Source organism: Alkalibacter saccharofermentans DSM 14828 (assembly GCF_900128885.1).
Taxonomy (GTDB): Bacteria; Bacillota; Clostridia; order Eubacteriales; family Alkalibacteraceae; genus Alkalibacter; species Alkalibacter saccharofermentans.
In genome coordinates, this window is sequence record NZ_FQTU01000006.1 from 81,803 (window position 1) to 107,323 (window position 25,521).

Consider the following 25,521-nt stretch of genomic DNA (forward strand, 5'->3'; position numbering starts at 1 on the left):
TTAATGAAATGATTGCTCTGTTTGAAAATTTATAAAGATGACTCTATTATTAATGATTATTTTTAATATCTTAAACTAAATAACATACTCATTTATTGTCATATAATGGAGTTAAATGGCAAAATATAGCAACACCGCATTGTAAAATAAATATAATGGTAGAAAAAAGAATTCGCCTACATGCTAATTCCTTATGTTTAGTCTATACCTAAAATATACTCTTCTAAAATTTTGTTTTATTAAATATTAAATTATATATTGACTTAACATCTACTTTTTAGTATTATTTTTACATGTAGTGCATTTCATTCTTGTTATTTATTTCAAAGAGTATTATGTACTCAATAAAATGTTAGATATATTTTCTATTTAGCGTCTATATATTTTCATTCATAAGCTACCACGAAAATTCAGATTTTCTACATGCGCTATTAATAACGTTAAATTTAATTTATCTGACACAAAAATAGGAGGTCGTTAAAAATATGAAAAAGTTAATATGTGCATTCTTGGTAATAGCAATATTTGTTTCTAGCAATTTCTCGTATGTTCTAGCTTCAAATTTAAGTCAAGAAACAAGTCCCCAATTATTAATTAATTCTGAAAAAACTACTAAAACTACTGAATCTACTGAAGTTTTTTGGGGGGATTATACTTTAGATGGAGTAGACTATAAAATCGAGATAATAACAGACTTGTCCACTAATGAACGTAAAACAACTGTCAGTGATAGCAAAAGTATATCTATCCATCATAGTAAAGACAACTTTATAACTTATAATAATGAAAAAATCTATTTTGAAGTAACAGAAAGTTCTATAAACGAGAATAACCTTTCAAACAATCTATTGTCACCATCCTATGCATCAACCTATATAAACTGGATGCCTATCAGAACAGACTGGTATACTTATAAAGCCAATCAATATATAGGCCAAAGCGCTATCTCTTTTTTATCATCCTTGATATTAACAAGGTTTGGTGGTCCTGCTGGAGTTGCACTCACAGTTGCCTTAACAGTCAAACAATATCATGAGCAAGTTTACGCACTACGCTATAAAAAAGACTGGAAGTTAAAGAAAACTTATTGTGGCGCACAAGGATATTATAATAAATATGCTTATAAGTACTGGCATTATACGATAACAGGTGTATATATACCCAATACATATAATCTAATAGAGCTTTACTAATTATGAAAGCAGGTATCAAAATGTTCGAAAAATTCACAAAATTTGAGTTGCTGTTAATCGGATTAATAATGGTTTTCCTTGCCTTCAACAAGAGCCTGTTGGCAGCCCAGCTGGTCTCTTTGTCATCCCTAGCCTTTTTTACAGGTTCTAATGCTTACCGTGCCAAGAAAAAAGGCGATTCCGGCAGATTTAAATTTATGGCTGGAATATCCTTGTCATTTGCATTGATGCTGGCAGTCGTAGCCATAGGATACCTTTAGTCTGAAAAAAACATATCTAAGTTATTTGCACAAATCCGTTGTCGATTGAAAACAGCGGACTTTTTGATTCTACCAAAATTAGCCCGGGTATGTTAGTATTGAATTTGAGATCATTATTCTAGGAGGAATCAAAATGAAAGATTTTTTTATAGAAAATAGAAAGACATTTCTTGAAGGTTTGCGGGACAACAGCTTGGTAGTGCTGTTTTCAGGAAAAGCTCCCCACCGGTCCAGAGATGCCTATTATAAATACGATGTGGACAAGAATTTTTACTACATGACCGGGCTTGAAAGAGAAAATCTGATATATATGGCTATAAAGTCGACTTCTGAAGCACAAGAGTATCTCTTTATCGAAAAGTCAGATCCCATCCTTGAAAAATGGGTGGGCAAAAAGCTCTCCCCAGAAGAAGCACAAGATGTTTCGGGAGTAAAGACTGTACTGTTCAAAGAGGAATTAAAACCAAAGCTAAATTCTATAGTGCAAAGTACGATGACAGCTCCCGGCAGGATATATTTAGACTTGTTCAGAAACTCTCCCGAGGACGCTTCTTCAACGGCAAATATCTTTGCCGCATATATAAAAGACAGCTACCCTCACATACAGATAAGAGATTGTTCAAAAAAAATCGCTGCCCAAAGGCTTATAAAATCCAATTGGGAAGTAGAAAACATCAAAAGAGCAATTTCTATCACAAAATCGGCTTACGAGCTGATGCTTCAAAAAGTACTTTCTTGCACCTACGAGTATCAGGTGGAAGCCTACCTTGATTTTTGTTTTAAGCTAAACGGAACTGACCATGCCTTTGAGACTATCGCTGCATCCGGCAAAAATGCTGCGGTTTTGCACTATGTCAAAAACAATTCTCCTCTTTCCAATGAAAATCTGATATTGCTTGATTTTGGGGCACGCTACAGAAATTATTGCGCCGATGTCAGCCGGACCTTCCCTGTAGGCGGAAGATTCTCTGATAGGCAGAAGAAAATCTATTCTGTGGTGCTCGATACATTAAAAGAGACAACAAAGATGATGAAACCGGATGTTTCCATGAAGGAAGTCAACGACTTTGCTAGGGGCATGCTTGCAAAAGGGGCTTTGGAAATCGGATTGATAAAGGAAGAAGCCGAAATATCCAACTACTACTATCATGGAATAGGTCATCCCCTAGGGCTTGACACCCACGACGTTGGCGACCGGGACATTATCTTAAAGCCGGGGATGGTATTTACCTGCGAGCCTGGGCTATATATCGAATCAGAAGGGATCGGGGTTAGGATAGAAGATGATATTCTTATAACAAAAGATGGAAACGAAAACCTCACTAAGGATCTTATCAAGGAAATCGATGAGATCGAAGAATTGATGAACGAATCTTTAGAATATTAATGGCGGCTATATAGCCGCCATTAATATTTGATCAGTCGTTTATTACCTCTACGTCCCTGTTGTCTCTAAATATCTGCACAAAGGTCTTTCCGGGTTTAAACGGGATTTCTTCTCCGGCTTCATCATAGTATATAGTCAGGGAATCTGCATCTGTTCTCTCCCAGGTTCCAGTTCTAATCTTTCCTTCAGTAAAGTAAAGGGCTTCTCCTGATCCTACCAAGTCTATATTGGTGTATACAGTTCCTTCTACCCTGAAGTGATTGGCCTTTTGAATGATAACATTATCAACAGAAACCTGCTGTCCATTCTCAATATCCATCATGGGGTTTCCGTTTATGAATCTGTTGTATTTTTTTGTTTCGTCCTCATATTCATATGACACCCTGTTGTCGCTTCTATAGGTGAGCCTTATTTTTCTCGCTTCCTCCCCCTGTATTTCGATGTCTTTATCAAAATATAAGGTCCTAAGCCTATCCGGCTTGTAGCTGTCATCTTCAAATCCAGACAAGCGAATGTAGGCATTGTGGGGTGCTTTCCTATCGCTAGTCCTAAAGAAGGCCCTGCTGTTTTTTGTTCCATCCAGCTTTGGAGCCTCTATTCCAAGCTCGGTCATCAAATCGTAAATATTCTGGCCGGGATTGTATGTGGATCCTCCGAAGAACCCATAAAGAAAATCCCACTCGCTCCATAGATAAATCTGTTGTTTTCTGGCACTTCTCACAGGTCCTACCTTGTCGGGGTACTCGCTATGAAAAAACGCCGTTAGCCTGGTTATGGTGGACTCAACTTCTATTTCATAAATGAGATCTGCGCTGCTTATCCCGCTATGGGGCCTCGCTGCCGGGGTATTGGCAATCTGAACCATAATAGGCCAGCTATCCTTATCAGTTTCAAGGCCTGTGACAGGGGATATGCCCTCAGTTATTTCGTCGTACCTTGCCAAGTATTCAGGTTCAACAACTGGGTCTGGCTGTGGTTCCGGTTGATCATTTCCATTTTCTTCATCGTTTCTAGAACATGCTGCTGCCGAAAAAACAAGCATTATGCATAAAGCAAACATAAATATTTTCTTCAATTCATATCACCTCTTAAACTAATTATCCACCTTTTGACTTTTAAAATCAATAAAAAAAGGGAGATAGCACCTCCCTGGTCACTCTGCTAAAGCTTTCTTCAATGTCTTGACGAACTCTTCGACCTTTAAAACATGAGTCCCGTCTTTTATTCCTTCTTCTATTTTTTTTATTATCGCGCTTCCAACTATTACACCTTCTGAATAACCTTTAAGCTGCTTTATAGCATCCGGGCTTGAAATTCCAAAGCCTATGGCTCTAGGAACGTCAGTATATCTTGCCACGGTGCCCAGAAACTCCTCTATGTTTTCAGAAAAGCTGCTCCTGGTCCCGGTAACGCCAAGGGAAGAAACACAATAGATAAATCCGCTAGAATCTTCTACTATGCTTTTAATCCTCTCATTTGAAGTAGGCGCCACAAGTGGTATAAGATCTACTCCTGTATCTATCAAAGCGCTTTTAAAATCAACCCTCTCCTCCAAGGGAAGATCTGCTATTATAAGGCCGTCCATGCCGGATTCCTTGCAGTTTTTTATGAACTTGTTGATTCCGTATCTGAGTATGGAATTATAGTATAGAAGAAAAGCCAAAGGAACTTCCGTGTTTTTTCTTATCCTCTTAACCATTTCAAAAACATCATCGATATTTATATCATTTTCAAGAGCCCTTTGTGCGGCCCTTTGAATGACAGGACCATCTGCCAATGGATCCGAGTAAGGAATTCCAAGTTCGATGATGTCCGCCCCTGCCTTTTCCAGAGAGTAAACCAGCTCTTCAGTATCTTCAACACTTGGATCCCCTGCAGTTATATAGGTGATTAACGCCTTTTGATCTTTTCCTTTGAGCTCTTCGAACTTTTTAGTTATTTTACTTTTCATCTTTTCTGCCTCCCAGAATTTCAGCTACTTGATACACATCCTTGTCACCCCTGCCTGAAAGGTTGACTATTATGATGTCATCCTTATTCGTCTTTGGAGCCATCCTTACAAGATGGGCTAGGGCATGGGAGCTTTCAAGAGCAGGTATTATGCCTTCCAGTCTGGACAACATCTGAAATGCATCCAATGCTTCATTATCAGTAACGGAAACATAGCTTACCCTGCCTGTATCGTGAAGATGGGCATGCTCAGGACCGATTCCAGGATAATCTAGCCCTGCTGAAACAGAATGAGCAGGAAGAATCTGACCATAATCATCCTGTAAAAGATAAGTCATCATTCCATGGATGATTCCCAGTGATCCTTTGGTGATCGATGCCGCATGCTTTTCGGTTTCCACGCCTTCACCTGCCGCTTCTACCCCAATTATGCTGACGTCTTTATCCTCTATGAAGGGATAGAAAAGCCCCATGGCATTGCTTCCTCCTCCAACGCAGGCGATCAGATAATCAGGAAGCCTTCCTTCCTTTTCCAGCACCTGTTCTCTTGCCTCATCACCGATGATTCTCTGAAAGTCCCTTACCATGGTAGGATAAGGATGGGGGCCAACTACAGAACCTATGACGTAATATGTATCCTCTACATTTGAAACCCAGTCTCTTATCGCTTCATTTGTCGCATCCTTCAAGGTTTGGGTCCCCGAGGTTACGGGCACCACCTTTGATCCTAAAAGCTCCATCTTAAAGACGTTTAACGCTTGTCGTTCAACATCTTCCTTTCCCATATACACTTCGCATTCAAGATCAAACATCGCGCATATCGTAGCTGTTGCCACCCCGTGCTGTCCCGCTCCCGTCTCTGCTATTATCCTTTTCTTTCCCATTCTCTTGGCCAGAAGTACTTGTCCTATGACGTTGTTTATCTTGTGGGCGCCTGTATGGTTTAAGTCTTCTCTCTTGAGATAAACCTTTCCTCCTCCAAGCTTTTCAGTCAGGTTCTCAGCAAAGTACAGGGGCGTAGGTCTTCCGGAGTACTCCTTAAGGTAATATTTGAACTCTTTTATGAAACCTTCGTCTTTTATCGCCTTTTCATATTCTCTTTCAAGCTCGATTAGAGCAGTCATAAGCGTTTCCGGAACATATTGTCCTCCGTATTTTCCAAACCTGCTCTTTAAAGCGTATTTATCATCCATGGTTTCTCACCTTTCCTATAAGCTCTCGTATTTTATTTTTATCCTTCACGCCATCTGTCTCTACTCCGCCGCTGACGTCGATCACGTCAACGTTGGAGATTCTGATGGCTTCCTCTATATTGTCTATATTTATTCCTCCGGCTAGTATCAGCTTCTTGTCCGTCTTGACTTTTCTTACGATATCCCAGTTAAACCTCATCCCTGTTCCTCCGTAAATGGCTTCGCTATAAGCATCAAGGAGATATCCGCTTACCGGATAACTTTCTATATATGCTATATCTTCGGCAGACTTCACGCGAAAGGCCTTCCATACTTTTGAGTCTACAAAACTTGCAAAGTCGGGCTTTTCATCTCCATGAAGCTGGACTATGTCAAGGCCGCACTCTTTTATTGCCCGGTTTATGATCTTTGGCTCTTCATTGACGAACACGCCTACTTTTTTAATTTCAGAAGAAAGCTCCTTGCAAAGCGCTGCTCCTGTTTGGATGCTCACCTGTCTTTTGCTATTTGCAAATACAAAACCCACGTAATCCGGCCTAAACTCATTGACATATGCAATATCTTCCATACGTTTCAGCCCGCATATCTTTATTTCTTTCATTCTATTCCTCTGATTTCTTTGACCTTCTCTTCAATGGAATCCGCCCTCATGAAGGTTTCACCAATAAGGACTCCATCGACCCCCAAGCCTTTTAGATAATCAAGATCTTCCTTTGTCTCTATTCCGCTTTCGCTTATCACTATCCTGTCTTTGGGTATCATTCCTATCAAGCGCTCGGTAGTCTTTATGTCTGTAACAAAGGTTTTTAAGTCCCTGTTGTTTATCCCGATTATCTCAGCATCCGTCCTAAGTGCCCTTTCAAGCTCTTCTGCATCGTGAACCTCAAGAAGCACTTCAATTCCAAGACTTTCTGCAGTGTTCATCAATAACACAAGCTCGTCATCCGTCAGCGAGGCAGCTATCAGAAGTATTGCATCTGCTCCCAGCGCCTTTGCCTCATATACTTGATATTCATCTATTATGAAGTCCTTCCTTAAAACAGGCTTATTAGTATTTTCCTTGACTAGAGGAATATACACTTTGTCTCCTAGAAAAAAGTCCGTCTCCGTTAAAACTGATATAGCCTGTACATCGCTTTTATCGTATGCGGCGGCAATATCCAAGGGATCAAAGTCTTTTTTTATTATCCCCCTGGACGGCGATGCCTGCTTGACTTCAGCTATTATGGAAATCTTTCCCCCGGTTTTTATTGCCTTTGAAAAGGCTTTCCTCTTGCCGGTATCCTCGATCATTTCCTTAAGCTGTTCAAGAGGCATCCTTTTCTTGTCTTCCGCTACTTGTTTTCTCTTATGATCGTTTATCCTGTCTAAAATCAATTTAATACATCCTTTCACGCCTATGAGGCGACTTGGTTTGATATTCTTTTAAATTCTTCCAGTTTATTAAGGCCCGCACCACTATCGATGATCTTCTGGGCTATATCGATGCCTTCAGAAATTGTTGCTGCAGCTCCACCCATATATATAGCCGCAGCGCTGTTTAGGATTACGATATCCCTTACGCTTATATCCTTTCCCTCTAGAACTTCCATAAGAGTACTCGCATTCTCCTCAGGCGTCCCTCCTTTTATGTCATCTATGCTTCCACGCATCATCCCAAAATCTTCTGGTTTTATGAAATACGTCGATATCTTTCCGTCCTTAAGCTCTGATACCTTGGTTTCATCGGACATGCTGATTTCATCCAGTCCGTCCATGCCGTGAATTACCAATGCCCTTTTAAGACCAAGCTCCTTGAGCACTTCGGCCATTGCTTCTGTAAGGCTTTCGTCAAAGACTCCAAGTATCTGATTTTTTACCATGCCCGGATTAGCAAGGGGGCCCAGTATGTTAAATATCGTCCTGATTCCAAGCTCTCTTCTTGCATTCATCACGTATTTCATTGCCGGGTGGTATCCCGGCGCAAACAAAAATGCAATCCCGGCTTCATCAAGACATTTTTTTGCCCGATCAGGACCAAGATCTATCTTAATTCCTAAATCGCTTAATATGTCGGCGCTTCCACACTTGCTGGATACGCTTCGATTCCCGTGCTTTACTACTGTAACTCCAGCTGCAGCGGCTATTATCGCCGAAACCGTCGAGACATTGAATGTGTGCTTTCCGTCCCCTCCGGTTCCGCAGGTATCTATGGCGTCTTCATCATCGACTTGTACTTTTGATGCCTTATCCCTCATAACGAATGCGCATCCTGCTATTTCTTCTTTGGTCTCTCCCTTAGCCCTAAGAGCTGTCAAAATCCCCGCTACCTGAACATCTGTCAAATTGCCGCTCATTATCTCTTCCATCAAAGACTGCATCTCGTTTTTGGTCAAATCTATTTTCTCAAGCAACTTTTCCATCATCTCTTTATACATTATATATCACTCCTACATTTTTAGAAAATTTTCCAGCATCTTTTTCCCATTCTGGGTCATTATCGACTCCGGATGAAACTGTACTCCGTATATCGGGTAATCTTTGTGACTAATGGCCATAATCTCGCCTTTGCGGGTTTTTGCTGTCACATTTAGACACCCTGGCAGGCTTTCTTCCTCTACAGTAAGGGAGTGGTACCGCATCACCGTGACGGGATTTTCAATCCCTTCGAAAATTTCCTTGCCGTCATGGTCTACTAGGGAAGTCTTTCCATGGAACATCTCATCGTTTTCTATGATCTTGCCCCCAAATACTTCTGCTATTGCCTGATGGCCTAGGCATACCCCAAGTACCGGGGTTTCCTTGCCGAAAGTCTCTATTACTTCCTCTGAAATCCCCGCTTCCTTGGGATAACCCGGCCCCGGAGATATAACTATATGCCGAGGAGCTAGCTTTAGTAGCTCTTCTATAGTAGTTTCATCATTTCTGATGACCTTTATGTTAGGATCGATCTCTCCTATATACTGATAAAGGTTGTATGTAAAAGAATCGTAATTGTCTATTATCACTATCATTTATTTAGCCTCCTCTGCGCTTTTTATGGTATCTACCAGCGCCTGTGCCTTGTTCATGCATTCGTAGTATTCGCTTTCTGGCACAGAGTCTGCCACTATTCCCGCTCCTGCCTGGACTATGGCTTCTCCGTCTTTAAATATTATCGTTCTTATGGTTATGCATGTATCCATATTGCCGTTGAACCCAAAATAGCCAACTCCGCCTCCGTATATGCCCCTGCGGGTTTCTTCAAGCTCTTCGATTATTTCCATCGCCCTTACTTTCGGGGCTCCTGACAAAGTACCGGCTGGAATGCATGCCTTTAGCGCGTGGAACATATCCTGCTCTTTTTTTATTTTTCCTGCCACGTTCGATACGATATGCATTACGTGAGAGTACTTTTGTACGTCCATGAACTGGGTAACTTTTACCGACCCAAACTCCGATACCTTTCCGATATCATTTCTTGCCAAGTCAAGAAGCATCAGATGCTCCGCTCTTTCCTTTTCATCAGCTAGAAGGTCCTTTGCAAGCATCCCATCTTCTTTTTCTGTCTTTCCCCTTCTCCTTGTCCCTGCTATCGGACATGTTTCGACAACTCCTTTAGCAACCTTTACCAAAAGCTCAGGTGAAGATCCAACGACGCTGTATTCTTTAAAGTTCATATAATAAAGATATGGCGAAGGATTGACGCTTCTAAGCTTCCTGTAGGCTTTGAATGGATCAAGATCAGTCTTTGCCTTGAGTCTTTGGGAAAGCACTACCTGGAATATGTCTCCCTTCCTAATGTAGTCTTTGGCTTTTATGACCTTTTGCGAGAAAGCTTCAAGTGTCTCGTTGCTTTCAAATTCCGCAACTGATCCGCTATTATTCTCATCTTGCTTAATTACAGCCAAGCGTATCTCATGCTCTATTTTGTCTATCATATTTTTTGTCACATCGTATGGAGTCTCACAGTCGAACTGATTGAACACGATAAATATCTTTTGCTTCATGTGGTCGTAAATGATGATTTCCTTCATTATCATCAGATGAACGTCGGGAACATTCATATAATCCGGATTTTCTTGTGGCAATTTCTCTATTTCCCTTATTAGGTCGTATGATACGTACCCCACTGCTCCTCCCGGAAATTCGGGAATAAAAGGCAAATCAATCTCTGGATAAGCAATCTCGCCAAAATAATTTCTAAGGGCATCCAGGCTCTTTCCTTCATAGCGAACCTTTCCTCCTTCGGTTATCACATTTGTCTCTCCATCACGCGATAAGATTTCTCCGTAGGGATTTCTTCCGATATATGAATACCTTCCCCACTTGCTTCCCCCCTCTACGCTTTCAAGCAAAAAAGACTTCTCATCCTTTTTGCAAAGCTTTTTAAATATGCTTATAGGGGTTTCCGTATCCCCTTCGATTTGCTTTACAAAAGGTATTACGTTATGTGTATCTTTTATTTTGTTGTACTCTTCAATTGATGGAAATAACATTTAAATTCCTCCTTTTTATAAACAAAAAACCCTCACTGAACAATCCAGTAAGGGCGATATTATCGCGGTGCCACCTTGATTTAGAAGATAATTATATCAAAAAACGCTTCGCCCATATTAGGACGAAGCGTATAAGCTCGTTATGCCACCTAATGATATTATTATCATCTTTCTCTACCAGGTACGGATTCAAAACATTTGATCGATACCCTGTCCTTGTAACGTAAGACCAACGGCTTCAGCTACTCTTTTCATTTCGCCTAGCTTCTCGGGGATCCATTCAGACAACGCTTCGATTCCGGGCTTTCACCATCCCCAGTTCGCTAAAATCTTTGCAGTTTGTCCTACTCTTTCCCGTCACAGAATTTATCTTTTAATAAATATACATCATTTTTGGTGGATTTGTCAATAAAATTAACCAAGTATCTTGAATTCCTCTCCGATATGGGTTACAATTAGGTTACACATTGTGATACGTTGTTTTGTATTATGGAACGTTTTGATAAGGAGTGTAAAAAATGGATTTAATAACTTTTGGCGAGAGCATGGTTCTTTTCAACCCTGATTTGACGGGACCACTGCGTTATGTGAACAATTTTAGAAAGAGCCTGGCTGGTGCAGAGTCAAATGTGGCTATAGGGCTGTCCCGCTTAGGTCATAAGGTCGGCTGGTTTTCAAAGCTTGGAAATGACGAGTTCGGAAGATACATACTTTCTGTAATCAGAGGAGAAGGCGTAGACGTCTCAAATGTTGTAACGGATATTAAAAATCCTACAGGGATACTCTTCAAGGAGCGTTTTTCCCACGTGAACCCAAACGTATACTACTATAGAAAGCATTCTGCAGCTAGCAATCTTATGCCTGAAGAATTAAATGAAGAGTATATAAAAAATGCAAAGATTCTTCATATCACAGGAATCAGCTTGGCTCTTTCAGAGAAAATGCGCAAATCCGTATTCAAGGCTATCAAAATCGCAAAGGATAACGGGGTTTTGATATCATTCGACCCGAATATCCGTCTTAAGCTTTGGCCACTCGAGGAGGCAGTCCCTGTAATTTTGGAAGTGGCAAGACTCAGCGATATCATCCTTCCCGGCGTGGATGAAGCGGAGCTTCTGATTGGACTAAAAGATCCGGAAGGAATTGCAAAAGCATTCATCGAAATGGGATGCTCTACAGTTGCCGTAAAGCTTGGCAAAGACGGGTGCTACGTCTCCAATAAGGAAGAATCCCACTTTGTTCCAGGATATAAGGTTGAAAAAGTTGAGGATACCGTAGGCGCCGGCGACGGATTCGCAGCAGGATTTTTATCTGGCGTCATCAGGGAACTTAAGCTCTTTGAATGTGCTGAATATGCAAATGGCGTCGGAGCCATGGCGACCCTTGTAAGCGGAGATATGGAAGGGCTCCCCACATGGCAGCAGCTGATGGAATTTACAGGCAAGGCTAAACATATAGACAGATAAAAGAGAAAAAGCCCGAAAGGGCTTTTTTATCTGCTCAGCAGTATATCCTTTCTCTTCTTAGACAATTCTACAAGTTCATCTGTAAAACCATTGATGGAAAACAGAATAAAATGCTCTTTTCTATGATTTTTGTTCCACTCGACTGCTTTTGCTTTCTCTTCAAGGCTTAGAAGAACATTAATCCCCACTTTTCCTTCCCAGTATTTGCACTCACCAAATATTATGTCATCTCCGTCTTTTTCAAAGGCAACTATGTCTATTTCTTCGTTATTGTTCCACCATCTGCCGACTTTATCAAAAGCGAAGCCCCATCCGCTCTCTTTATTAAGCTTCCACATCGTTTCGATGCAGATATCTTCGTAAATGGAGCTAATATGTCCATCTCTTAAGTTTTTCTTTATCTTATTCATGGCTAGTTCTGAATTTCCAGACTCTATAAAGCTTAGATTCGGATATATAAACTTAAACCAGAAAAGAATAAAATTGTCCTTTATTTTGTATAGGCCCTTTTTGCTTTTTTCAGGATTATCTTCTGTTATCGGCACTTCTCTTTTCAATATATCAAGGTCTATCAAAGTTTTTAAATACTTCGTCAGTCCGGTCTGTTTTAATCCAAGGTTTGCCGCTATCCTCGATAGCTTTTGATTTCCTGCAGCGATTGCCTTGATTACCGAAAAGTAGCTCCCTACCTCTGTCACCTCACGCTGCAATAAAAAATTGGGTTCATCGTAAAGAAAACTTTGTTTTGAAAGTATGTTTTTATTTATTGCGGAATATATATCTTTATCATCATAAAACAATTCTATATACTTTGGTACCCCACCGGTGATTGAATAATATTCAATCAAATCCTTATAGCTTTTTGTAGGATAAAATTCTCCATAGGATGAAAATGAAATCTGCTTTAACTTAATCTGGCCCGTCCTTCTTCCGTATAGGGGGCTGCTATAACTAAGCGTCTGGCTTTCCATTAATGTTATGAGCGATCCGCTGAGTATGACCATTATATTCTCTTCTTTTAATAGGGTATCCCATATTTTTTGAAATACGGACGGAAATGCTGGATTTGACTTGCCCAAGTACTGAAACTCATCGATTATCAGTACCATTTTTTCATTTTTAGTTTTTTCAAGAAGCACTTTAAATAATATCGCCCAATCGTTCACAATTGCATCTTTTAGTAAAAAATTGTCGCAAAAATCCGCCACTGCCTCCTGAAAGGCTTTGCGGTTCTGCGTTTCACTTTCTTCTGTGACAAGAAAATACATAGCGTTCTTTCCGTCTATAAATCGTGATGCCAGTTCAGTCTTTCCAACTCTTCTTCTTCCATAAAGAACAACCAATGATGAGCCTTTGCGGTTATACTCCTCATTTAAAAATCGTAGCTCTTCTTCCCTATTTACAAACTTTTTCACTCCTACCACCTCTTGAAATTATTATACCACCAATTATTATAATTTCAAGTATAATAATTGGCGGTATAATAAAAATGCCCTTCGTATTGAAGGACATTTTTTCAATCATTAAAACCTCGTATCTTCAAACCCGCAGAAGGCATCTACCGGGCTTACTCCCATAAACTCGCTTCTGCCCATCATCTTATCTACAAGGGCTTTGATAGTATAATCCTTGTTGTCATAGGCGTTTATATAAGTCTTAACCTGTGGAACATCTGCCAGGTGGAACGGACACTGCACCGATATAAATATAGTTGGAAGCTCGTTGACATAAAAAGGTATGTCCGGGGTCCCCTTGCTTGCAGGCCATTGGATCCTTTGATCGGTATTTGGGTTTACGCTTGCTATGTTTATTACAAGGTCATAGTTGTCGGTAAGGTCTGATATAGGTCTCTTTTGAGCATAAACCTTCCCAATCGCCTTTTTCATCTCTTCTTCCGGAAGCTTCATTATCTTTTCCGTGGGGGATTCCCAAACAGTCACTTCAAAACCTTCCTCTTCAAGGATGCCCTTCATTATCTCTAAGGCGCTGGGACCGCTTGAACCGATGAGCTTTCCAAATCCTCCTTCGGTGCCTTTGACATCTACAAGGAGCACTCTTTTATGGTTTTCTGCAGAAATCGGGAATATCTCCTGATTGTTTTTAACCAGAGTTATCGCCTTGTCAGCCACCTCTATGGCCGGCTTTTTGTTTTCTTCAAGTCCTATCCTTGCCATGGCTTGTTCTTTTGGAGGCAAGATTTCTTTCTTGTCTTTTTTGTGAAGCCCAAGTGTCGCCTTTGTGCCAAGTATCCTTGTCAATGCTTCGTTTAGCCTCTCTTCAGTTATGACTCCGTTTTTATACCCTTCCATCATCCATCTGAAATCTTCGTCCGGATCGTTAAAGAATAAGAATAGATCATTTCCTGCAGCTATTGCAGCCGGCACCATGTCTTTTCTCCTCATGGATCCGGTAAGGGCGACCATGTGGCTGGCATCTGTAACTACAAGGCCGTTAAAGCCCATCTTGCCTCTTAACAAGTCTATCAGTATGTACTTGCTTAAAGTTGCAGGCATCATAGCTTCCTGCAAGGTAGCATCCGGATTGAAGTGCCTTACGTAGCTTGGAAGGGAGATATGCCCTGCCATTATGGAAGGTATCCCCGCTTCAAAGAGCCCTGAATATACTTTGCCGAAAGTCTCGTCCCACTCTTCTGTTGAAAGGGAATTTACGCTAAAGGAGAGGTGCTGATCCCTTTCGTCTATTCCGTCGCCAGGGAAATGCTTTGCAGCTGGGGCGATTCCACTTTCTCTTATTCCCTTCATGTATTCAAGAGCAAGCTCTAATGTCTTATCTGGGTCATCGCAAAACGTCCTGGATGAAATAATCGGATTTCTCCAGTTTCGGTTGATATCAACGATTGGGGCAAAGCTCCAGTTGCAGCCAATTGCCGCCGCTTCCACTCCCGAGACTCTTCCCAGCTCGTAAGCGTATTTAGAATCGTTTGTGGCTGCGATCTTCACCTCTACTCCAACGTATGTTCCGTCTGTGCATGCTCCGTTGCCTCCAGACTCTGTATTTGCAGCGATGAGCAGAGGAATCTTGCTGTTCTCCTGCAGTACCCTATTCTGTTCGTATACTTCTTCAGCTTTGCCGGGGTTGTATCTAACTGCTCCTATGTGATATTTAGTTACCATTTCCTTAAGGTAATCTTCATCTCTGCTGGAGCCCATGTTAACAAATAGCTGCCCTATCTTTTCTTCATCAGTCATGGACGCAATTGTCTCATTTACCCATTTTATGTCCTCGTCCTTTAAGTTGTACGGTTTTGCCTTTAAATCTACCATTAAGTAATCCTCCTAAAACATATGTATGCTTTTATTTTTTTATCTTTATTAGCTCTTTATTTAGCGAATACAGAAGCTTATCATCAAATTTTTCAGGTGCCATTTCTGCTATCTGATCGATTTTCATTCCCTGAGCCATCCCAAACATCGGATGATCTTCAAATCCCGGGAAAAACCTATCCATTATCTTTTTGGTTTCAGGATTTTCAAAGAGCTCACCAAAGGAACAGTTCGTAGAGTAGAAGGCATCGCTTATTTCGATATCTTCGATTTCCACATCATCAAGATTCGGGGTCTCAAACCAATTTGCAACTACTCCACCCGATTGCTCCGGCGCTTGGTAGCTTTCATTTATGCTGTCAACTCTGTTAAACACCCCAGTGTCTGTATATTTGTTTTCACCCTCAACAGCTACTGCCTTTATTATGTTATATCCGTCTTTTAGCTCAATGTTTTTAAATATAAAGATCTTTTCGTCTTTTTCATCAAAGGAAATCTCTACTCCGTTAAAGGCAAGGCTTACCTTGTCGCAGTTTGAATATACCTTTACATCCATCTTTCTTCCGGGTCTGTCCACGTATCTTTTGCCTGCTATATGAACGAACTTTTCTTCAGACCAATAAGCTTTGTAAAGATAGAAGGCATCTTTTTTTATCTTTCTGTCATAGGTAACTAACCCTTTGTTGTTTCTTCCCTTTACCCCGCCTTCGTCTCTTATGTTTGCTCCGAAGTCAAACATGTTCCAAACGTAAGTAGACCATAGAAAAGGCCTATCTTTAAAAATCTTCCAAACTGTCTCATGGTAGAGGGCATGGTATTCCTCGCTGTAGTCTTTTACTTTTGGGTCATCGTTGTGGTACTGGATGATCCCTTCAGACCCGTATTCTGAGATTCCAAGCTTTACTCCTGGATTTTTCTTGTGAAACTCATCAATCCATGGTCCAAAATCTTCAGTCTTTCCCGTATACCACCCGTAATATTTGTTGTAGCCCACAGTGTCGGTGATGAAGTTATACTCATCTTCATCCTCTACGAACATTACATTAGCCATGGTAGTAAGCCTAGTTGGATCCTCGGCCTTGGCAATTTCATTAAGCTCTTTTACCACTTTTCTGACTTCCGGCCTGTCCCCACCTATTTGTATCTCGTTTTGCACACCCCAGAACATTATTGAAGGGTGGTTGAAATTTTGCCTTATGAGCTCTTTAAGCTGCAGCTTAGGGTTGATCCCTTCAGTCTCTGTTTTAGACATGATAGATATAAAGGGAATCTCTGCCCATACGATCATGCCTTCTCTGTCGCACAAATCGTAAAAGTATTGGTTATGCTGATAGTGGGCAAGCCTTATGGAGGTTGCTCCAACCTCTTTTATAAGAGCCATGTCCTCATCCTGCTCTTTACTTGTTATGGCCCAGCCCATGTCCTTTCTGTCCTGATGCCTTGAAACGCCGTTTAAAGGCAGATGCTTGCCATTTAAGAAAAATCCTTTTTCAGCATCCACATGAAAATACCTAGTTCCAAATGGTATCTCCAAGCTATCTATGGTATCGTTATAAGCTGTCAAAGAGCAAACGCCTTTATACATATGAGCGTCTTTTTTACCATCCCAAAGCTTTGGTTTTTCTATCTTTATATCTAGACTCTCTGTTTTAGTCTCCTTAGGAGATAAGATGACTTCTTTTGCTCCATATATAACCTTTTGACCATCTGCGTCATTTATGTCTATCCAAATCCTTACCTTTTTGTCTTCATCGCTGTCATTTGAAATCCTAGTCCTTACCTCAAGCTCTGCAACTTCATCCGTGACATTCTTTTGGATTATATATATCCCCTGTGAACCGTAATCCATTAAATCAAAATGAATGGGGTTTGTAATTACCAGATTTACATCTCTGTATAATCCACCGTAGAAGGTAAAGTCAGCCATTTGAGGATAAACATCGTCAAATACGGTATTGTCTACCCTAACCTCTAAATCATTCATCTCTCCAAATTTCAGAGTCTTTGTAACGTCAAATCTAAATGTAGAGTATCCTCCTCTATGCTGTCCCAAATGCCTTCCGTTGACATACACATCCGTTACGCTGTTAGATCCTTCAAATTCAAGAAAAACGCTGTTGGCTTCATCTGACTTTTCAATAAAAAAATCTTTTTTGTATATACATTCACCCTTGTAGTAATCAAAGCCATTTGCTCCGTCTATTGCATTCCACGTATGAGGAATCGATACTTTAACAGGCTTTTGTCCTTCTCTAACAAACTCCCAACCATCATTCATTTGAATTTTTCTACGCATTTTACCACTCCTTTGATTTTGCCGCTTATGCTTGGCATTTCCAAGGCGCTGTAAGCGGTTGCATCTTTTAAGGTTATTATATTATACAGAAATGAAGTTTTATCATACAATATTGCCGCAATTAGCATTTGTATTGCATTCATGGATTATTTGTGATATTAATAAAGAAAAGAACTCAGGTGATATTATGGATATTAAAGACAATAGCTTAAACACATCCTTGCAAGGACTGGTAAATTCCCTGCATTCAGTCTCAAAAATAGATGTTCGTTTTTATGACATGGATTTTGATCTTGCCGTATTTCAAGTAGGGGGGGCAATTCCAGAAGCTCTCAGTTTAGACAACATTGACTTGGAGCACATGAAAAGATCCTTAATCTCCGAAAGAGATATCTGTTGCTACTACATAAACTCATTTCGGTTAGAATACGTTGCTTCAGGCTACTACCACCAAGGCGCTTTGGCCGGTTTTTTAGTTGTCGGTCCATTTCTATCATTGATTCCAGATTTAAGCTTTATAAGCGATATAATATATAAGAACAAATTTCCGGTTAGCGAAAGAAATGCTCTCCGGCAGTTTTATCAATCACTATCAGTACTTAGCAACAACGACATAAACGCTCTTTCTTATGCTGTTTCCAATATGACCGCTAAAGAAGCCTCGCCTCCCAAGGTGGCAATAGCTGATGTTTCAACGCCATTTAAAACCGTAGAAGCACTGAAGGATAAAGTGGAGGAGAATAATGCAATAGTAGAGGCTCGGTATGAACACGAAAAGCGATTCCTTGACTCAATCACCATGGGAGATTTGGATAAAGTTAAAGATTTAAATAAAAAATCAGCAATTTTTTTCTCGATTCCGGACAGGATTCCAAACGACCCTACTCGCTCATTTAAGAACCTGCTATTTGTTTTAAACACCCTTTGCCGTACGGCTGCCAGAAAAGGGGGAGTCAATCCAATATACATTCACAACCTGTCGGAAAAGTTTGCGATCATGATTGAAAAGGCCCCAAATCTGCCTTTTTTAAAGCAGCTCTCCGAGATCATACCCATCGAATACTGCGAACTGGTACAAAGCCATTCTACTTCCGGCTACAGTCCTATTGTAAGACAAGCTATAGACTATATAAACCTAAACCTTGAAAGCAGCCTTAATTTAACCGAAATTGCCGATACCATACCGGCAAACCCTTCTCACCTATCGAGAAAGTTCAAGGCAGAAACAGGACACACCGTAACTGAATACATAAACCTGCAGAGGATTAAAGAAGCCAAGCTTCTACTTGAACAAAATGACATGTCAATTACAGACGTCGCTTTTATAGTAGGCTTTAACGATCTAAACTACTTCACCAGGGTCTTTAAAAAGATGACTCAAATTACCCCATCACAATATGCAAAGACTAAAAACGCCACTGAAACCTAGTGTTCAGTGGCGTTTTGGGGTCGGTGTTTTTTTTGGTATTCCTTAGGCGTTATCCTGTAAGCCTTTTTAAAGGCCTTTAAAAACGAGGTATAATCGGTAAATCCGCACTCCATGCAGGCATGAGTTACCATCCACCCTTCTTTTATAAGCTCTTTGGCATGATCAAGCCTCTTTTGCATAAGAAAATTATAGATTGTAGTTCCTGTATACTCCTTAAAAAGTCTTGCTATATATCCCGGGCTCAGATATACCTGGGACGTTATGATGCTCATATCTAGTGCCGGGTCTGTAAAATTTTTATTTATATACTCTATTATCTGCCCTACCTCAGGATTTTTCATTGCAATTCTAGATCTTTTGTCCCTGTTCATGATATCTAAAAAAGTTATCATAAGCTCCATTGTATGGCACTGAAGAAGGGCTCGCCCCACTTCTTCCTTTCGCTCGCCGGCATAGAAGATCCTATCCAATAAACCCCTAAGCCTCCATCTGCTCTCTTGACTGCATTCACGAACACAGGGTTCATTTAAAAAATCAAAACGATTTGACTCTATCTTGTAATTTCCGATTATGCTCTCTATATATTTTGGGTCTATATGCAGCACGAATCGCTCATACTTTAAGCTCTGCTCCTCTACGATCGTGCAGTGTAAAAGACCTTTGGGCACGATGACTATGCTTCCTTTGTCCACCGGATACCTTGCACCTTCTGCAGATATGGATATCTTGCCCTCAAGCACGAACATCACCTCTATAAAATCGTGACTGTGGAGAAAGAAGCTGCCTGGCTTTTCATCAGAAAAATACAGCAAATTCAAACCTTCCTCAACGTATATTTTTGGAATTGGTTTATTGTATAATGGAAATTCTTGTGGATTATTCATCTGCTTTATCCAACCTTTCAATAACAAATCTCTTCTAAGCTGGTTTTTATCCGCTTAGTTCCTTACAGCAAAATAACGTTCCGTATAACAGAATATATTTTTCTTATCAAAAAGTCAATATATGCAAGGTTCTAAGCTTTTTTTGCAATGATTCTGCTCTTGCTCCGTACTATAATCATAACCATGAACTCGATTACACATATAAAGGGGAGAAGAAGAACATGAAAATCAACAAAAAACTATTGGCAATTGGCCTTATCGGCTTAATGCTAACCGGAACATTTACAGGATGCGGTGGTTCATCTAACGACACTCAGGATAATGGAGACCAGGGTTCTTACGAGGGAAGCTACAACCTAGAAGAAGTAGAAAACAGACAAATCTCAATTGTAGACAGAATGGGCGAAAATCACATCATGGGTCGTACTCAGATTAAATTTGCCGAAACCATTGAAGAGCTAAGCGGCGGAAAGATCACCCACGTAAAGTACCTAAGCGGTGAAATCGAAACAGGCGGAACCCATATCAGAGACATGTTCTCAGACGGCATAGTCGATTCTGCCAGAGGGCAGCTTGAACTTATGGATTACTACGGATACAAAAAAGGAAGCGTTTTTGGACTTCCATACATGATAGCCGACAGGGATCACTTCTGGAACTTTGCTGATTCAGACCTTGGACAGGAAGTTTTAGATGACATCAATTCTCAAGGTTGGGGACTGGTAGCATTAAGCTACATAGAAGAAGGTGCCCGTCACTTCTTTACTACAAGCGACATGGACTCTTACCACGATCTTGCAGGTAGAAAAATAAGAGTTCAACCATCAGACATTTATGTAAACCTCGTTGAAACTTTCGGTGGATCAGCTACTCCTATCGCATGGCCTGAGGTTTACGGAGCATTATCTACAGGCGTAGTAGACGGAGCAGAAAATCCTTATTCCGGATATCAGGCAAGCCTTTTAAACGAAGTCGCGCCATACATACTTGAAGACGGACATATATTTGCAGGCGGGTTTTTAGCAGTAAGTGAAAAGCTTTGGAACGACTTAAGCGATACTGAAAAAGAAATCTTTATGGAAGCCGCCCAAGTGGCCAGTGATTACAACAGAGAGCAAAACCAGACTGACGAAGAAAACATTAAAGCAAGACTTATAGAAGAAGGCGTCAAAATCATTGAGCTTACCGAAGAAGAAAAAGAAGAAATTTTTGAAATGGTTCAGCCAATGTATGAAAAATTTGCAGCAGACTACTTGGATTTAATCGAAGAAATCCGCGCACTTAGATAATGACATTGCCTTGCACCTAAAAGTGCAAGGCAAAATTTTTGTAAATTCAACAGGAGGTTTTAGTATGTCCATCGAAAAGGGAATCGATCGTCTCTTCAAAATCATAAACGTCGTATGCCGTCTCTTATTGCTCACTATCTTCATAGTTATGTGGGTGGTCGTGTTCGGTCGCTACTTACTCAACAAGACTCCTATCTGGGGGGAAGAGCTGGTTTTGCTGGCACTTGTTTGGCTTGGAATGCTAAGCGGCGCTGATGCTCTTAGAAACGACCTTCATATCAAGATTACGATCATTGACAAGTACGTATCTACAAAGTTCTTATCCGTTCAGGAAGTAATATACGACATCTTAATTACAGCAGTGTCTGCAGCACTTCTTTACTACGCTGTTGTAGCTACTGCAAATACTACGGACATTAATTATATGGGTCTGAAGATTTCAGAAGCCTTTGCATATGCAGCTATGCCTGCAGGCTACGGATTGTTCTTGGTCGTAAAGTTTGAAAAGTATTATAAAAAATTTAAAAATCGTTTGAAGCACAAGGAGGCAAATTGATGGATACTCAAACTATTGGCATATTGATGCTCTTAGGCATTTTTTTATTTTTGCTCTTCATGCGCATGGAAATCTTATTTTCGATACTGATTGCCAGCGTGTGCACCATGCTGTACTTGGAATTACCCCTATCAATAGTGATAACAAGGGGCCTTGCTACGATACGCTCTTACGGCATGCTTGCGATACCTCTATTCATCATCGCCGGAGAGGTCTTGTCTGACGGCAGCCTATCGGAAAAGATCATAGAATTTGTTGAAGCTTTGATTGGATGGGTCCGGGGAGGCATGGCCATGGTAAATATAGCTGCCAGTACTTTTTTTGGCGGAATTTCCGGTTCTCCACTGGCCGACATATCTTCTTTGGGAACTGTGCTCATACCTATGATGAAAAAACAGGGGTATGACGAAGAATTCGCCACCAACATTACCATAACCAGTGCTCAGCAAGGACTTATGATCCCTCCAAGCCACAATATGATAATCTACGCAATGGCTGCAGGAGGCGTGGCATCGGTCAGCAAGCTTTTTCTTGCAGGCATAGTTCCCGGGCTGCTGTTGGCACTTGTCCTTATGATTTATTCTTTTTACTGTGCGATCAAAAGAGGCTATCCTAAAGGCGAACCATTTAACTTTATTAAATTGGTAAAAACCTTTTTCTCTTCTTTTTGGGGACTTATGACCTTGGTAATCATCATCGTTGGTGCCACTACAGGGGTCTTCACCGCTACTGAATCAGCTGCAATAGCTATCTTATGGGCGCTGTTCGTAACTACATTTATCTATAGGGACATGACACCCAAGCGTTTTTGGGATCTTTTAGGCAGGTGCGTAATCACTGTCTCCAGATTGCTTATCGTCATGGGGGTTTCTGCAAGCTTCGGCTTCATCATAGCTTTTTTAAGGGTCCCACAAATGCTTTCAGGGCTTATATATAACTTTACCGAAAACCCTGTAGTAATAATGCTTATAATCAACCTGATTTTAATACTTTTAGGAATGATCATGGACATGGGTTCAATTCTTATCATAACGACGCCGATATTCTTGCCTATCGCCATGAGCATAGGGGTCGATCCCGTCCATTTTGGAATCATAATGATCTTCAACCTGGCTATCGGAATGATGACTCCACCTGTAGGAGGAGCTCTTATGGTAGGTCATTTGATATCCGGAGTGAAGCTGGAACGAATGTACGTAACTCTTATACCATTTTTTATAATAATGGGAGTAACCCTTATTGTAATAACATTTTTCCCTGCAATCGTCATGACATTGCCTAACTTGATTTCGTGACCATAATATTATCCTTAGGAGTGATTTAATGAATAAAAAGATAGACATACATCTTCATGTGGCTTATGACGGACTGGATGGATTTTTTGAACCTTACTACTTTGCAGATGGAAAAACCATGAAACAGTACATGGAAGACAACGATATAGATCATGGATTGATTCTTTCCGGCGGAGAAAATTCCGGTCATTTCAGCCAAAACATCGACGCTTGCGCTCTAGCCCACAAATACCCTGAAACCTTTTCCTGGCTGTGCAACATAGATGTAACAAATCAAAAGGATCTCGTAGAGAGGCTTACCCATTATAAGGCTTTAAATGCCAAAGGCGTAGGAGAGTTTACCGCTAACTATAGGATAGACGACCCTAAAGTCGAAGCTGTCTTGTCTGCTTGCCAAGAACTTGAGCTTCCTTTTCTCTTTCACATGAGCCCAAAGCCCGGCTTTAATTACGGAATAGTTGACAAACCTGGTCTTCCTCTCTTGGAAAAGGCATTGATAAAGTTTCCTAAGCTAACTATAGTCGGGCATTCTCAGCCCTTTTGGTATGAAATAGGGGGAGACATGCCTATGGACTATGAGACTCGAAACGAGTATCCTACCGGACAAGTAAAGCCTGGCGGCAGGCTTCCGGAGCTTTTGGAAAAATACCCAAACCTCTATGGAGATCTATCTGCCAACAGCGGCGGAAACGCAATAATTCGAGATCCTGAGTTTGGCTATGCTTTCCTTGAAAGGTTTCAGGATCAGCTGATGTTCGGCACAGATATGGTAAATACGGATATGCACTTCCCCTTAGGAAGCTTTTTGGATGAAGCTCTGGAAAAGAGTAAAATATCCAAGGATGCTTATGAGAAGATCTGTTTTAAAAATGCTCAAAGGGTGTTTAATCTAAATTACTAAAAACTATAAAAGCGGCAATCCCCATGGATGCCGCTTTTATAGTCTATTTATATAATGTTTCTTGCTTCCTTGCCTTCTTCCGATCTCGTCTCTTTATTGCTCGACAGTCCTTTTTTCATCATAAATGCTAAAGGCAGTCCAAGAACCATCAGTAAAGTCGCTATTATGTTTATCTCGTTTATGCTCAAAACCGTAGCTTGAGAGTATGCAACAACAGCTTCCCCTCCTTCTACAATAACAGATTCCATGTTTGCCAAAGTCCTTGATGTTAGCATAGACCCAAATATACCTAAGGCAAAAGCCCCTACCGCCTGTCTCGTCCAGTTGTTTATAGCCGATGCATGTCCCGACAACATAGCGGGCACTACCTGCATCCCCAAGTTCATGGCAGGCATGGCCGACAGGGATATTCCTAGGTTTCTAACCGTCATCCAAAACGTTACGTACATCTTGCTAGTCTCAAGGCTTAGTCTTCCCATCTGCCAGGTTCCCAACGCTATTACAAGAGCTCCAGCCACTATTAGCTTGTAAGGATCCACCCTATCGTAGGCCTTTCCCACAAACGGCATAGATAAAGCCATGATCAGAGAAGATGGAAAGAGTATCATACCGGCATCAACGGGGGACAATTCCTGTACAGTCTGCAAAAACACAGGAATCAGTATAGCACCCGCATATATTGATATACTAATTACGCAGCTTATTATTATGCTTATAGTAAATACTTTATTTTTAAACAGATTCACGTCAAGCATCGGAGCCTCAATCTTGGATTCCCTGTAAAAAAACACTGCCAGAAACAGAATTCCTATGAGAATAAAACTCATAAATTTGGCGGAGATGATTCCCCACTGAGAAATCGAGCTAAATGCAATAAGTAAAGGAAGCGTCCCTGCAATGCTTGTTATAAACCCGGCCAAATCAAATGATTTGTCCCTGGAAACCTGCTCATGAGGAAGATGCTTAAATGCCAGAACCAGCGCAATGGCTCCTGTGGGTATATTTATTACAAATATAGACTGCCAGCTAAAGTAAGAAATCAGCCAACCGCCTAAGGTTGGGCCAATAGCCGGAGCAAGCATAGCAGCAAGTGTCCAAGTACTAAGTGCATTTGCCTGACGTTTTGGTTCAAGCATTTGATATATCAATGCAACTGAAGCCGGGGCCAGTATGCCGCTGAATATACCTTGAAGGACCCTAAATATTATCAAAGAGTATATATCCCAAGAGAATACTATAAGCACAGAAACGACAAGCAAGCATATGAGTGTCAATATATACAGCCTTCTGTAGCTGAGCTTTTCCCCTAAGTATCCTGTTAGGGGCGCTACAGTACCCATGGCAAGCATGAACCCGGACATGGTCCATTTGACCAAGTCAAGACTTGCATCAAACTCCTGTGTCAATACAGGTATTGCGATGCTAATTGTGGTAGATCCCAAGGCAGCCAAAAAAGCTCCTAAAAATACCACCGACATCAAAGGAGCATACTTTTCACTTTTATCCATCAAATCCTCCTGATAATATGCAAATTGAATTACTCTTGTTCAATTCTACCACGAACATGTTGGAATAAATATGTCTTAATTGCTTAAAATATTGCAATTGTTGCTATGTTTGACCCCATATGTATCTTCAAAATCATATATTAAACATATAAGAGCAGCAGACCTATTGTGGT

At 40.8% G+C, this 25,521-nt stretch carries 23 protein-coding genes and 1 other annotated feature; of the genes, 9 read left to right on the plus strand and 14 right to left on the minus strand.

All coding sequences use genetic code 11. The annotated features are described in order from the left end of the window. Window positions 1–485: 485 nt before the first annotated feature. The 3 genes from BUB93_RS05590 to BUB93_RS05600 all read left to right on the plus strand — a co-directional run bounded on the left by BUB93_RS05590 (window position 486) and on the right by BUB93_RS05600 (window position 2,840). Window positions 486–1,193 (plus strand): hypothetical protein, encoded by a 708-nt coding sequence (locus BUB93_RS05590; RefSeq protein ID WP_073270105.1) that lies wholly within the window; start codon window positions 486–488, stop codon window positions 1,191–1,193. Window positions 1,194–1,213: 20 nt separating this feature from the next. Further along, window positions 1,214–1,453: a hypothetical protein gene (locus tag BUB93_RS05595; RefSeq protein WP_073270106.1), complete on the plus strand. Its 240-nt coding sequence runs from the start codon at window positions 1,214–1,216 to the stop codon at window positions 1,451–1,453. Window positions 1,454–1,586: 133 nt separating this feature from the next. After that, a complete protein-coding gene (locus BUB93_RS05600; RefSeq protein ID WP_073270107.1) occupies window positions 1,587–2,840 on the plus strand; it encodes an aminopeptidase P family protein in 1,254 nt (417 codons plus the stop codon). A gap of 31 nt (window positions 2,841–2,871) precedes the next feature. Here BUB93_RS05600 and BUB93_RS05605 read toward each other — a convergent pair whose 3' ends face one another. From BUB93_RS05605 to trpE, 8 genes are all read right to left on the minus strand, one after another. Beyond that, entirely contained in the window at window positions 2,872–3,915 is a 1,044-nt protein-coding gene (locus BUB93_RS05605; RefSeq protein ID WP_073270108.1) for a DUF3048 domain-containing protein, read from the minus strand. A gap of 78 nt (window positions 3,916–3,993) precedes the next feature. Then, entirely contained in the window at window positions 3,994–4,791 is a 798-nt protein-coding gene (gene trpA, locus BUB93_RS05610) for a tryptophan synthase subunit alpha (protein WP_073270109.1), read from the minus strand. Next, a complete protein-coding gene (gene trpB, locus BUB93_RS05615) occupies window positions 4,781–5,983 on the minus strand; it encodes a tryptophan synthase subunit beta (protein ID WP_073270110.1) in 1,203 nt (400 codons plus the stop codon). Before trpB ends, trpA begins: the two co-directional genes overlap by 11 nt. Next, complete coding sequence (locus BUB93_RS05620; RefSeq protein WP_073270111.1) at window positions 5,976–6,584, minus strand: phosphoribosylanthranilate isomerase; 609 nt, start codon at window positions 6,582–6,584, stop codon at window positions 5,976–5,978. The genes trpB and BUB93_RS05620 overlap by 8 nt, the downstream gene beginning before the upstream one ends. Then, window positions 6,581–7,360, minus strand: a complete 780-nt coding sequence (gene trpC / locus BUB93_RS05625; protein ID WP_073270112.1) for an indole-3-glycerol phosphate synthase TrpC — start codon at window positions 7,358–7,360, stop codon at window positions 6,581–6,583. Before trpC ends, BUB93_RS05620 begins: the two co-directional genes overlap by 4 nt. Window positions 7,361–7,380: 20 nt before the next feature. Beyond that, window positions 7,381–8,400, minus strand: coding sequence for an anthranilate phosphoribosyltransferase (gene trpD / locus BUB93_RS11470; protein ID WP_073270113.1), 1,020 nt, complete (start codon window positions 8,398–8,400; stop codon window positions 7,381–7,383). Between the two features lie 12 nt (window positions 8,401–8,412). Further along, complete coding sequence (locus tag BUB93_RS11475; RefSeq protein ID WP_073270114.1) at window positions 8,413–8,976, minus strand: anthranilate synthase component II; 564 nt, start codon at window positions 8,974–8,976, stop codon at window positions 8,413–8,415. Further along, the gene (trpE, locus tag BUB93_RS05640; RefSeq protein ID WP_073270115.1) at window positions 8,977–10,440 is read right to left on the minus strand and encodes an anthranilate synthase component I; all 1,464 of its coding nucleotides are present in this window, start codon (window positions 10,438–10,440) and stop codon (window positions 8,977–8,979) included. It abuts the gene before it with no gap. A gap of 46 nt (window positions 10,441–10,486) precedes the next feature. Next, window positions 10,487–10,810, minus strand: a binding site (T-box leader). Between the two features lie 148 nt (window positions 10,811–10,958). Here trpE and BUB93_RS05645 point away from each other — a divergent pair. After that, window positions 10,959–11,906, plus strand: coding sequence for a sugar kinase (locus BUB93_RS05645; protein WP_073270116.1), 948 nt, complete (start codon window positions 10,959–10,961; stop codon window positions 11,904–11,906). Window positions 11,907–11,932: 26 nt separating this feature from the next. Here BUB93_RS05645 and BUB93_RS05650 read toward each other — a convergent pair whose 3' ends face one another. The 4 genes from BUB93_RS05650 to BUB93_RS05660 are packed head-to-tail and all read right to left on the minus strand — an operon-like array spanning window position 11,933 to window position 17,486. Next, the gene (locus BUB93_RS05650; RefSeq protein ID WP_073270117.1) at window positions 11,933–13,321 is read right to left on the minus strand and encodes an ATP-binding protein; all 1,389 of its coding nucleotides are present in this window, start codon (window positions 13,319–13,321) and stop codon (window positions 11,933–11,935) included. Beyond that, the gene (locus BUB93_RS11505; RefSeq protein WP_278278374.1) at window positions 13,302–13,430 is read right to left on the minus strand and encodes a hypothetical protein; all 129 of its coding nucleotides are present in this window, start codon (window positions 13,428–13,430) and stop codon (window positions 13,302–13,304) included. The genes BUB93_RS05650 and BUB93_RS11505 overlap by 20 nt, the downstream gene beginning before the upstream one ends. Then, entirely contained in the window at window positions 13,430–15,190 is a 1,761-nt protein-coding gene (locus BUB93_RS05655) for a glycoside hydrolase family 3 protein (RefSeq protein ID WP_073270118.1), read from the minus strand. Before BUB93_RS05655 ends, BUB93_RS11505 begins: the two co-directional genes overlap by 1 nt. 31 nt (window positions 15,191–15,221) lie before the next feature. Continuing rightward, the gene (locus tag BUB93_RS05660; RefSeq protein WP_073270119.1) at window positions 15,222–17,486 is read right to left on the minus strand and encodes a glycoside hydrolase family 2 protein; all 2,265 of its coding nucleotides are present in this window, start codon (window positions 17,484–17,486) and stop codon (window positions 15,222–15,224) included. Between the two features lie 187 nt (window positions 17,487–17,673). On the opposite strand from BUB93_RS05660, the gene BUB93_RS05665 reads away from it, so the two are divergent. Then, entirely contained in the window at window positions 17,674–18,915 is a 1,242-nt protein-coding gene (locus BUB93_RS05665) for an AraC family transcriptional regulator (RefSeq protein ID WP_073270120.1), read from the plus strand. On the opposite strand, the gene BUB93_RS05670 is transcribed toward BUB93_RS05665, so the two are convergent. After that, window positions 18,912–19,820, minus strand: coding sequence for an AraC family transcriptional regulator (locus BUB93_RS05670; RefSeq protein ID WP_073270121.1), 909 nt, complete (start codon window positions 19,818–19,820; stop codon window positions 18,912–18,914). The two genes, BUB93_RS05665 and BUB93_RS05670, sit on opposite strands and share 4 nt — an antisense overlap. 200 nt (window positions 19,821–20,020) lie before the next feature. On the opposite strand from BUB93_RS05670, the gene BUB93_RS05675 reads away from it, so the two are divergent. The 4 genes from BUB93_RS05675 to BUB93_RS05690 all read left to right on the plus strand — a co-directional run bounded on the left by BUB93_RS05675 (window position 20,021) and on the right by BUB93_RS05690 (window position 23,840). Next, window positions 20,021–21,088 carry a TRAP transporter substrate-binding protein gene (locus tag BUB93_RS05675; RefSeq protein ID WP_073270122.1) on the plus strand — a complete coding sequence of 356 codons (1,068 nt, stop codon included), beginning with the start codon at window positions 20,021–20,023 and terminating at the stop codon, window positions 21,086–21,088. A 64-nt stretch (window positions 21,089–21,152) separates the two neighbouring features. Then, the gene (locus BUB93_RS05680; RefSeq protein WP_073270123.1) at window positions 21,153–21,644 is read left to right on the plus strand and encodes a TRAP transporter small permease; all 492 of its coding nucleotides are present in this window, start codon (window positions 21,153–21,155) and stop codon (window positions 21,642–21,644) included. Further along, a complete protein-coding gene (locus BUB93_RS05685; RefSeq protein ID WP_073270124.1) occupies window positions 21,644–22,939 on the plus strand; it encodes a TRAP transporter large permease in 1,296 nt (431 codons plus the stop codon). Before BUB93_RS05680 ends, BUB93_RS05685 begins: the two co-directional genes overlap by 1 nt. A 28-nt stretch (window positions 22,940–22,967) precedes the next feature. Beyond that, on the plus strand, window positions 22,968–23,840 hold the full coding sequence (locus BUB93_RS05690) for an amidohydrolase family protein (RefSeq protein WP_073270125.1): 873 nt from the start codon (window positions 22,968–22,970) through the stop codon (window positions 23,838–23,840). Between the two features lie 47 nt (window positions 23,841–23,887). Here the strand turns inward: BUB93_RS05690 and BUB93_RS05695 are convergent, their stop codons facing one another. Then, complete coding sequence (locus BUB93_RS05695) at window positions 23,888–25,348, minus strand: DHA2 family efflux MFS transporter permease subunit (RefSeq protein ID WP_073270126.1); 1,461 nt, start codon at window positions 25,346–25,348, stop codon at window positions 23,888–23,890. Window positions 25,349–25,521: the final 173 nt, after the last annotated feature.

Coding starts and splice junctions, on each gene's coding strand:
- BUB93_RS05590 (WP_073270105.1), top strand. CDS start 486: ATGAAAAAGTTAATATGTGCATTCTTGGTAATAGCAATATTTGTTTCT.
- BUB93_RS05595 (WP_073270106.1), top strand. CDS start 1,214: ATGTTCGAAAAATTCACAAAATTTGAGTTGCTGTTAATCGGATTAATA.
- BUB93_RS05600 (WP_073270107.1), top strand. CDS start 1,587: ATGAAAGATTTTTTTATAGAAAATAGAAAGACATTTCTTGAAGGTTTG.
- trpA (WP_073270109.1), bottom strand. CDS start 4,791: ATGAAAAGTAAAATAACTAAAAAGTTCGAAGAGCTCAAAGGAAAAGAT.
- trpB (WP_073270110.1), bottom strand. CDS start 5,983: ATGGATGATAAATACGCTTTAAAGAGCAGGTTTGGAAAATACGGAGGA.
- BUB93_RS05620 (WP_073270111.1), bottom strand. CDS start 6,584: ATGAAAGAAATAAAGATATGCGGGCTGAAACGTATGGAAGATATTGCA.
- trpD (WP_073270113.1), bottom strand. CDS start 8,400: ATGTATAAAGAGATGATGGAAAAGTTGCTTGAGAAAATAGATTTGACC.
- BUB93_RS11475 (WP_073270114.1), bottom strand. CDS start 8,976: ATGATAGTGATAATAGACAATTACGATTCTTTTACATACAACCTTTAT.
- trpE (WP_073270115.1), bottom strand. CDS start 10,440: ATGTTATTTCCATCAATTGAAGAGTACAACAAAATAAAAGATACACAT.
- BUB93_RS05645 (WP_073270116.1), top strand. CDS start 10,959: ATGGATTTAATAACTTTTGGCGAGAGCATGGTTCTTTTCAACCCTGAT.
- BUB93_RS11505 (WP_278278374.1), bottom strand. CDS start 13,430: ATGATTGAAAAAATGTCCTTCAATACGAAGGGCATTTTTATTATACCG.
- BUB93_RS05655 (WP_073270118.1), bottom strand. CDS start 15,190: ATGGTAGATTTAAAGGCAAAACCGTACAACTTAAAGGACGAGGACATA.
- BUB93_RS05660 (WP_073270119.1), bottom strand. CDS start 17,486: ATGCGTAGAAAAATTCAAATGAATGATGGTTGGGAGTTTGTTAGAGAA.
- BUB93_RS05665 (WP_073270120.1), top strand. CDS start 17,674: ATGGATATTAAAGACAATAGCTTAAACACATCCTTGCAAGGACTGGTA.
- BUB93_RS05675 (WP_073270122.1), top strand. CDS start 20,021: ATGAAAATCAACAAAAAACTATTGGCAATTGGCCTTATCGGCTTAATG.
- BUB93_RS05680 (WP_073270123.1), top strand. CDS start 21,153: ATGTCCATCGAAAAGGGAATCGATCGTCTCTTCAAAATCATAAACGTC.
- BUB93_RS05685 (WP_073270124.1), top strand. CDS start 21,644: ATGGATACTCAAACTATTGGCATATTGATGCTCTTAGGCATTTTTTTA.
- BUB93_RS05690 (WP_073270125.1), top strand. CDS start 22,968: ATGAATAAAAAGATAGACATACATCTTCATGTGGCTTATGACGGACTG.
- BUB93_RS05695 (WP_073270126.1), bottom strand. CDS start 25,348: ATGGATAAAAGTGAAAAGTATGCTCCTTTGATGTCGGTGGTATTTTTA.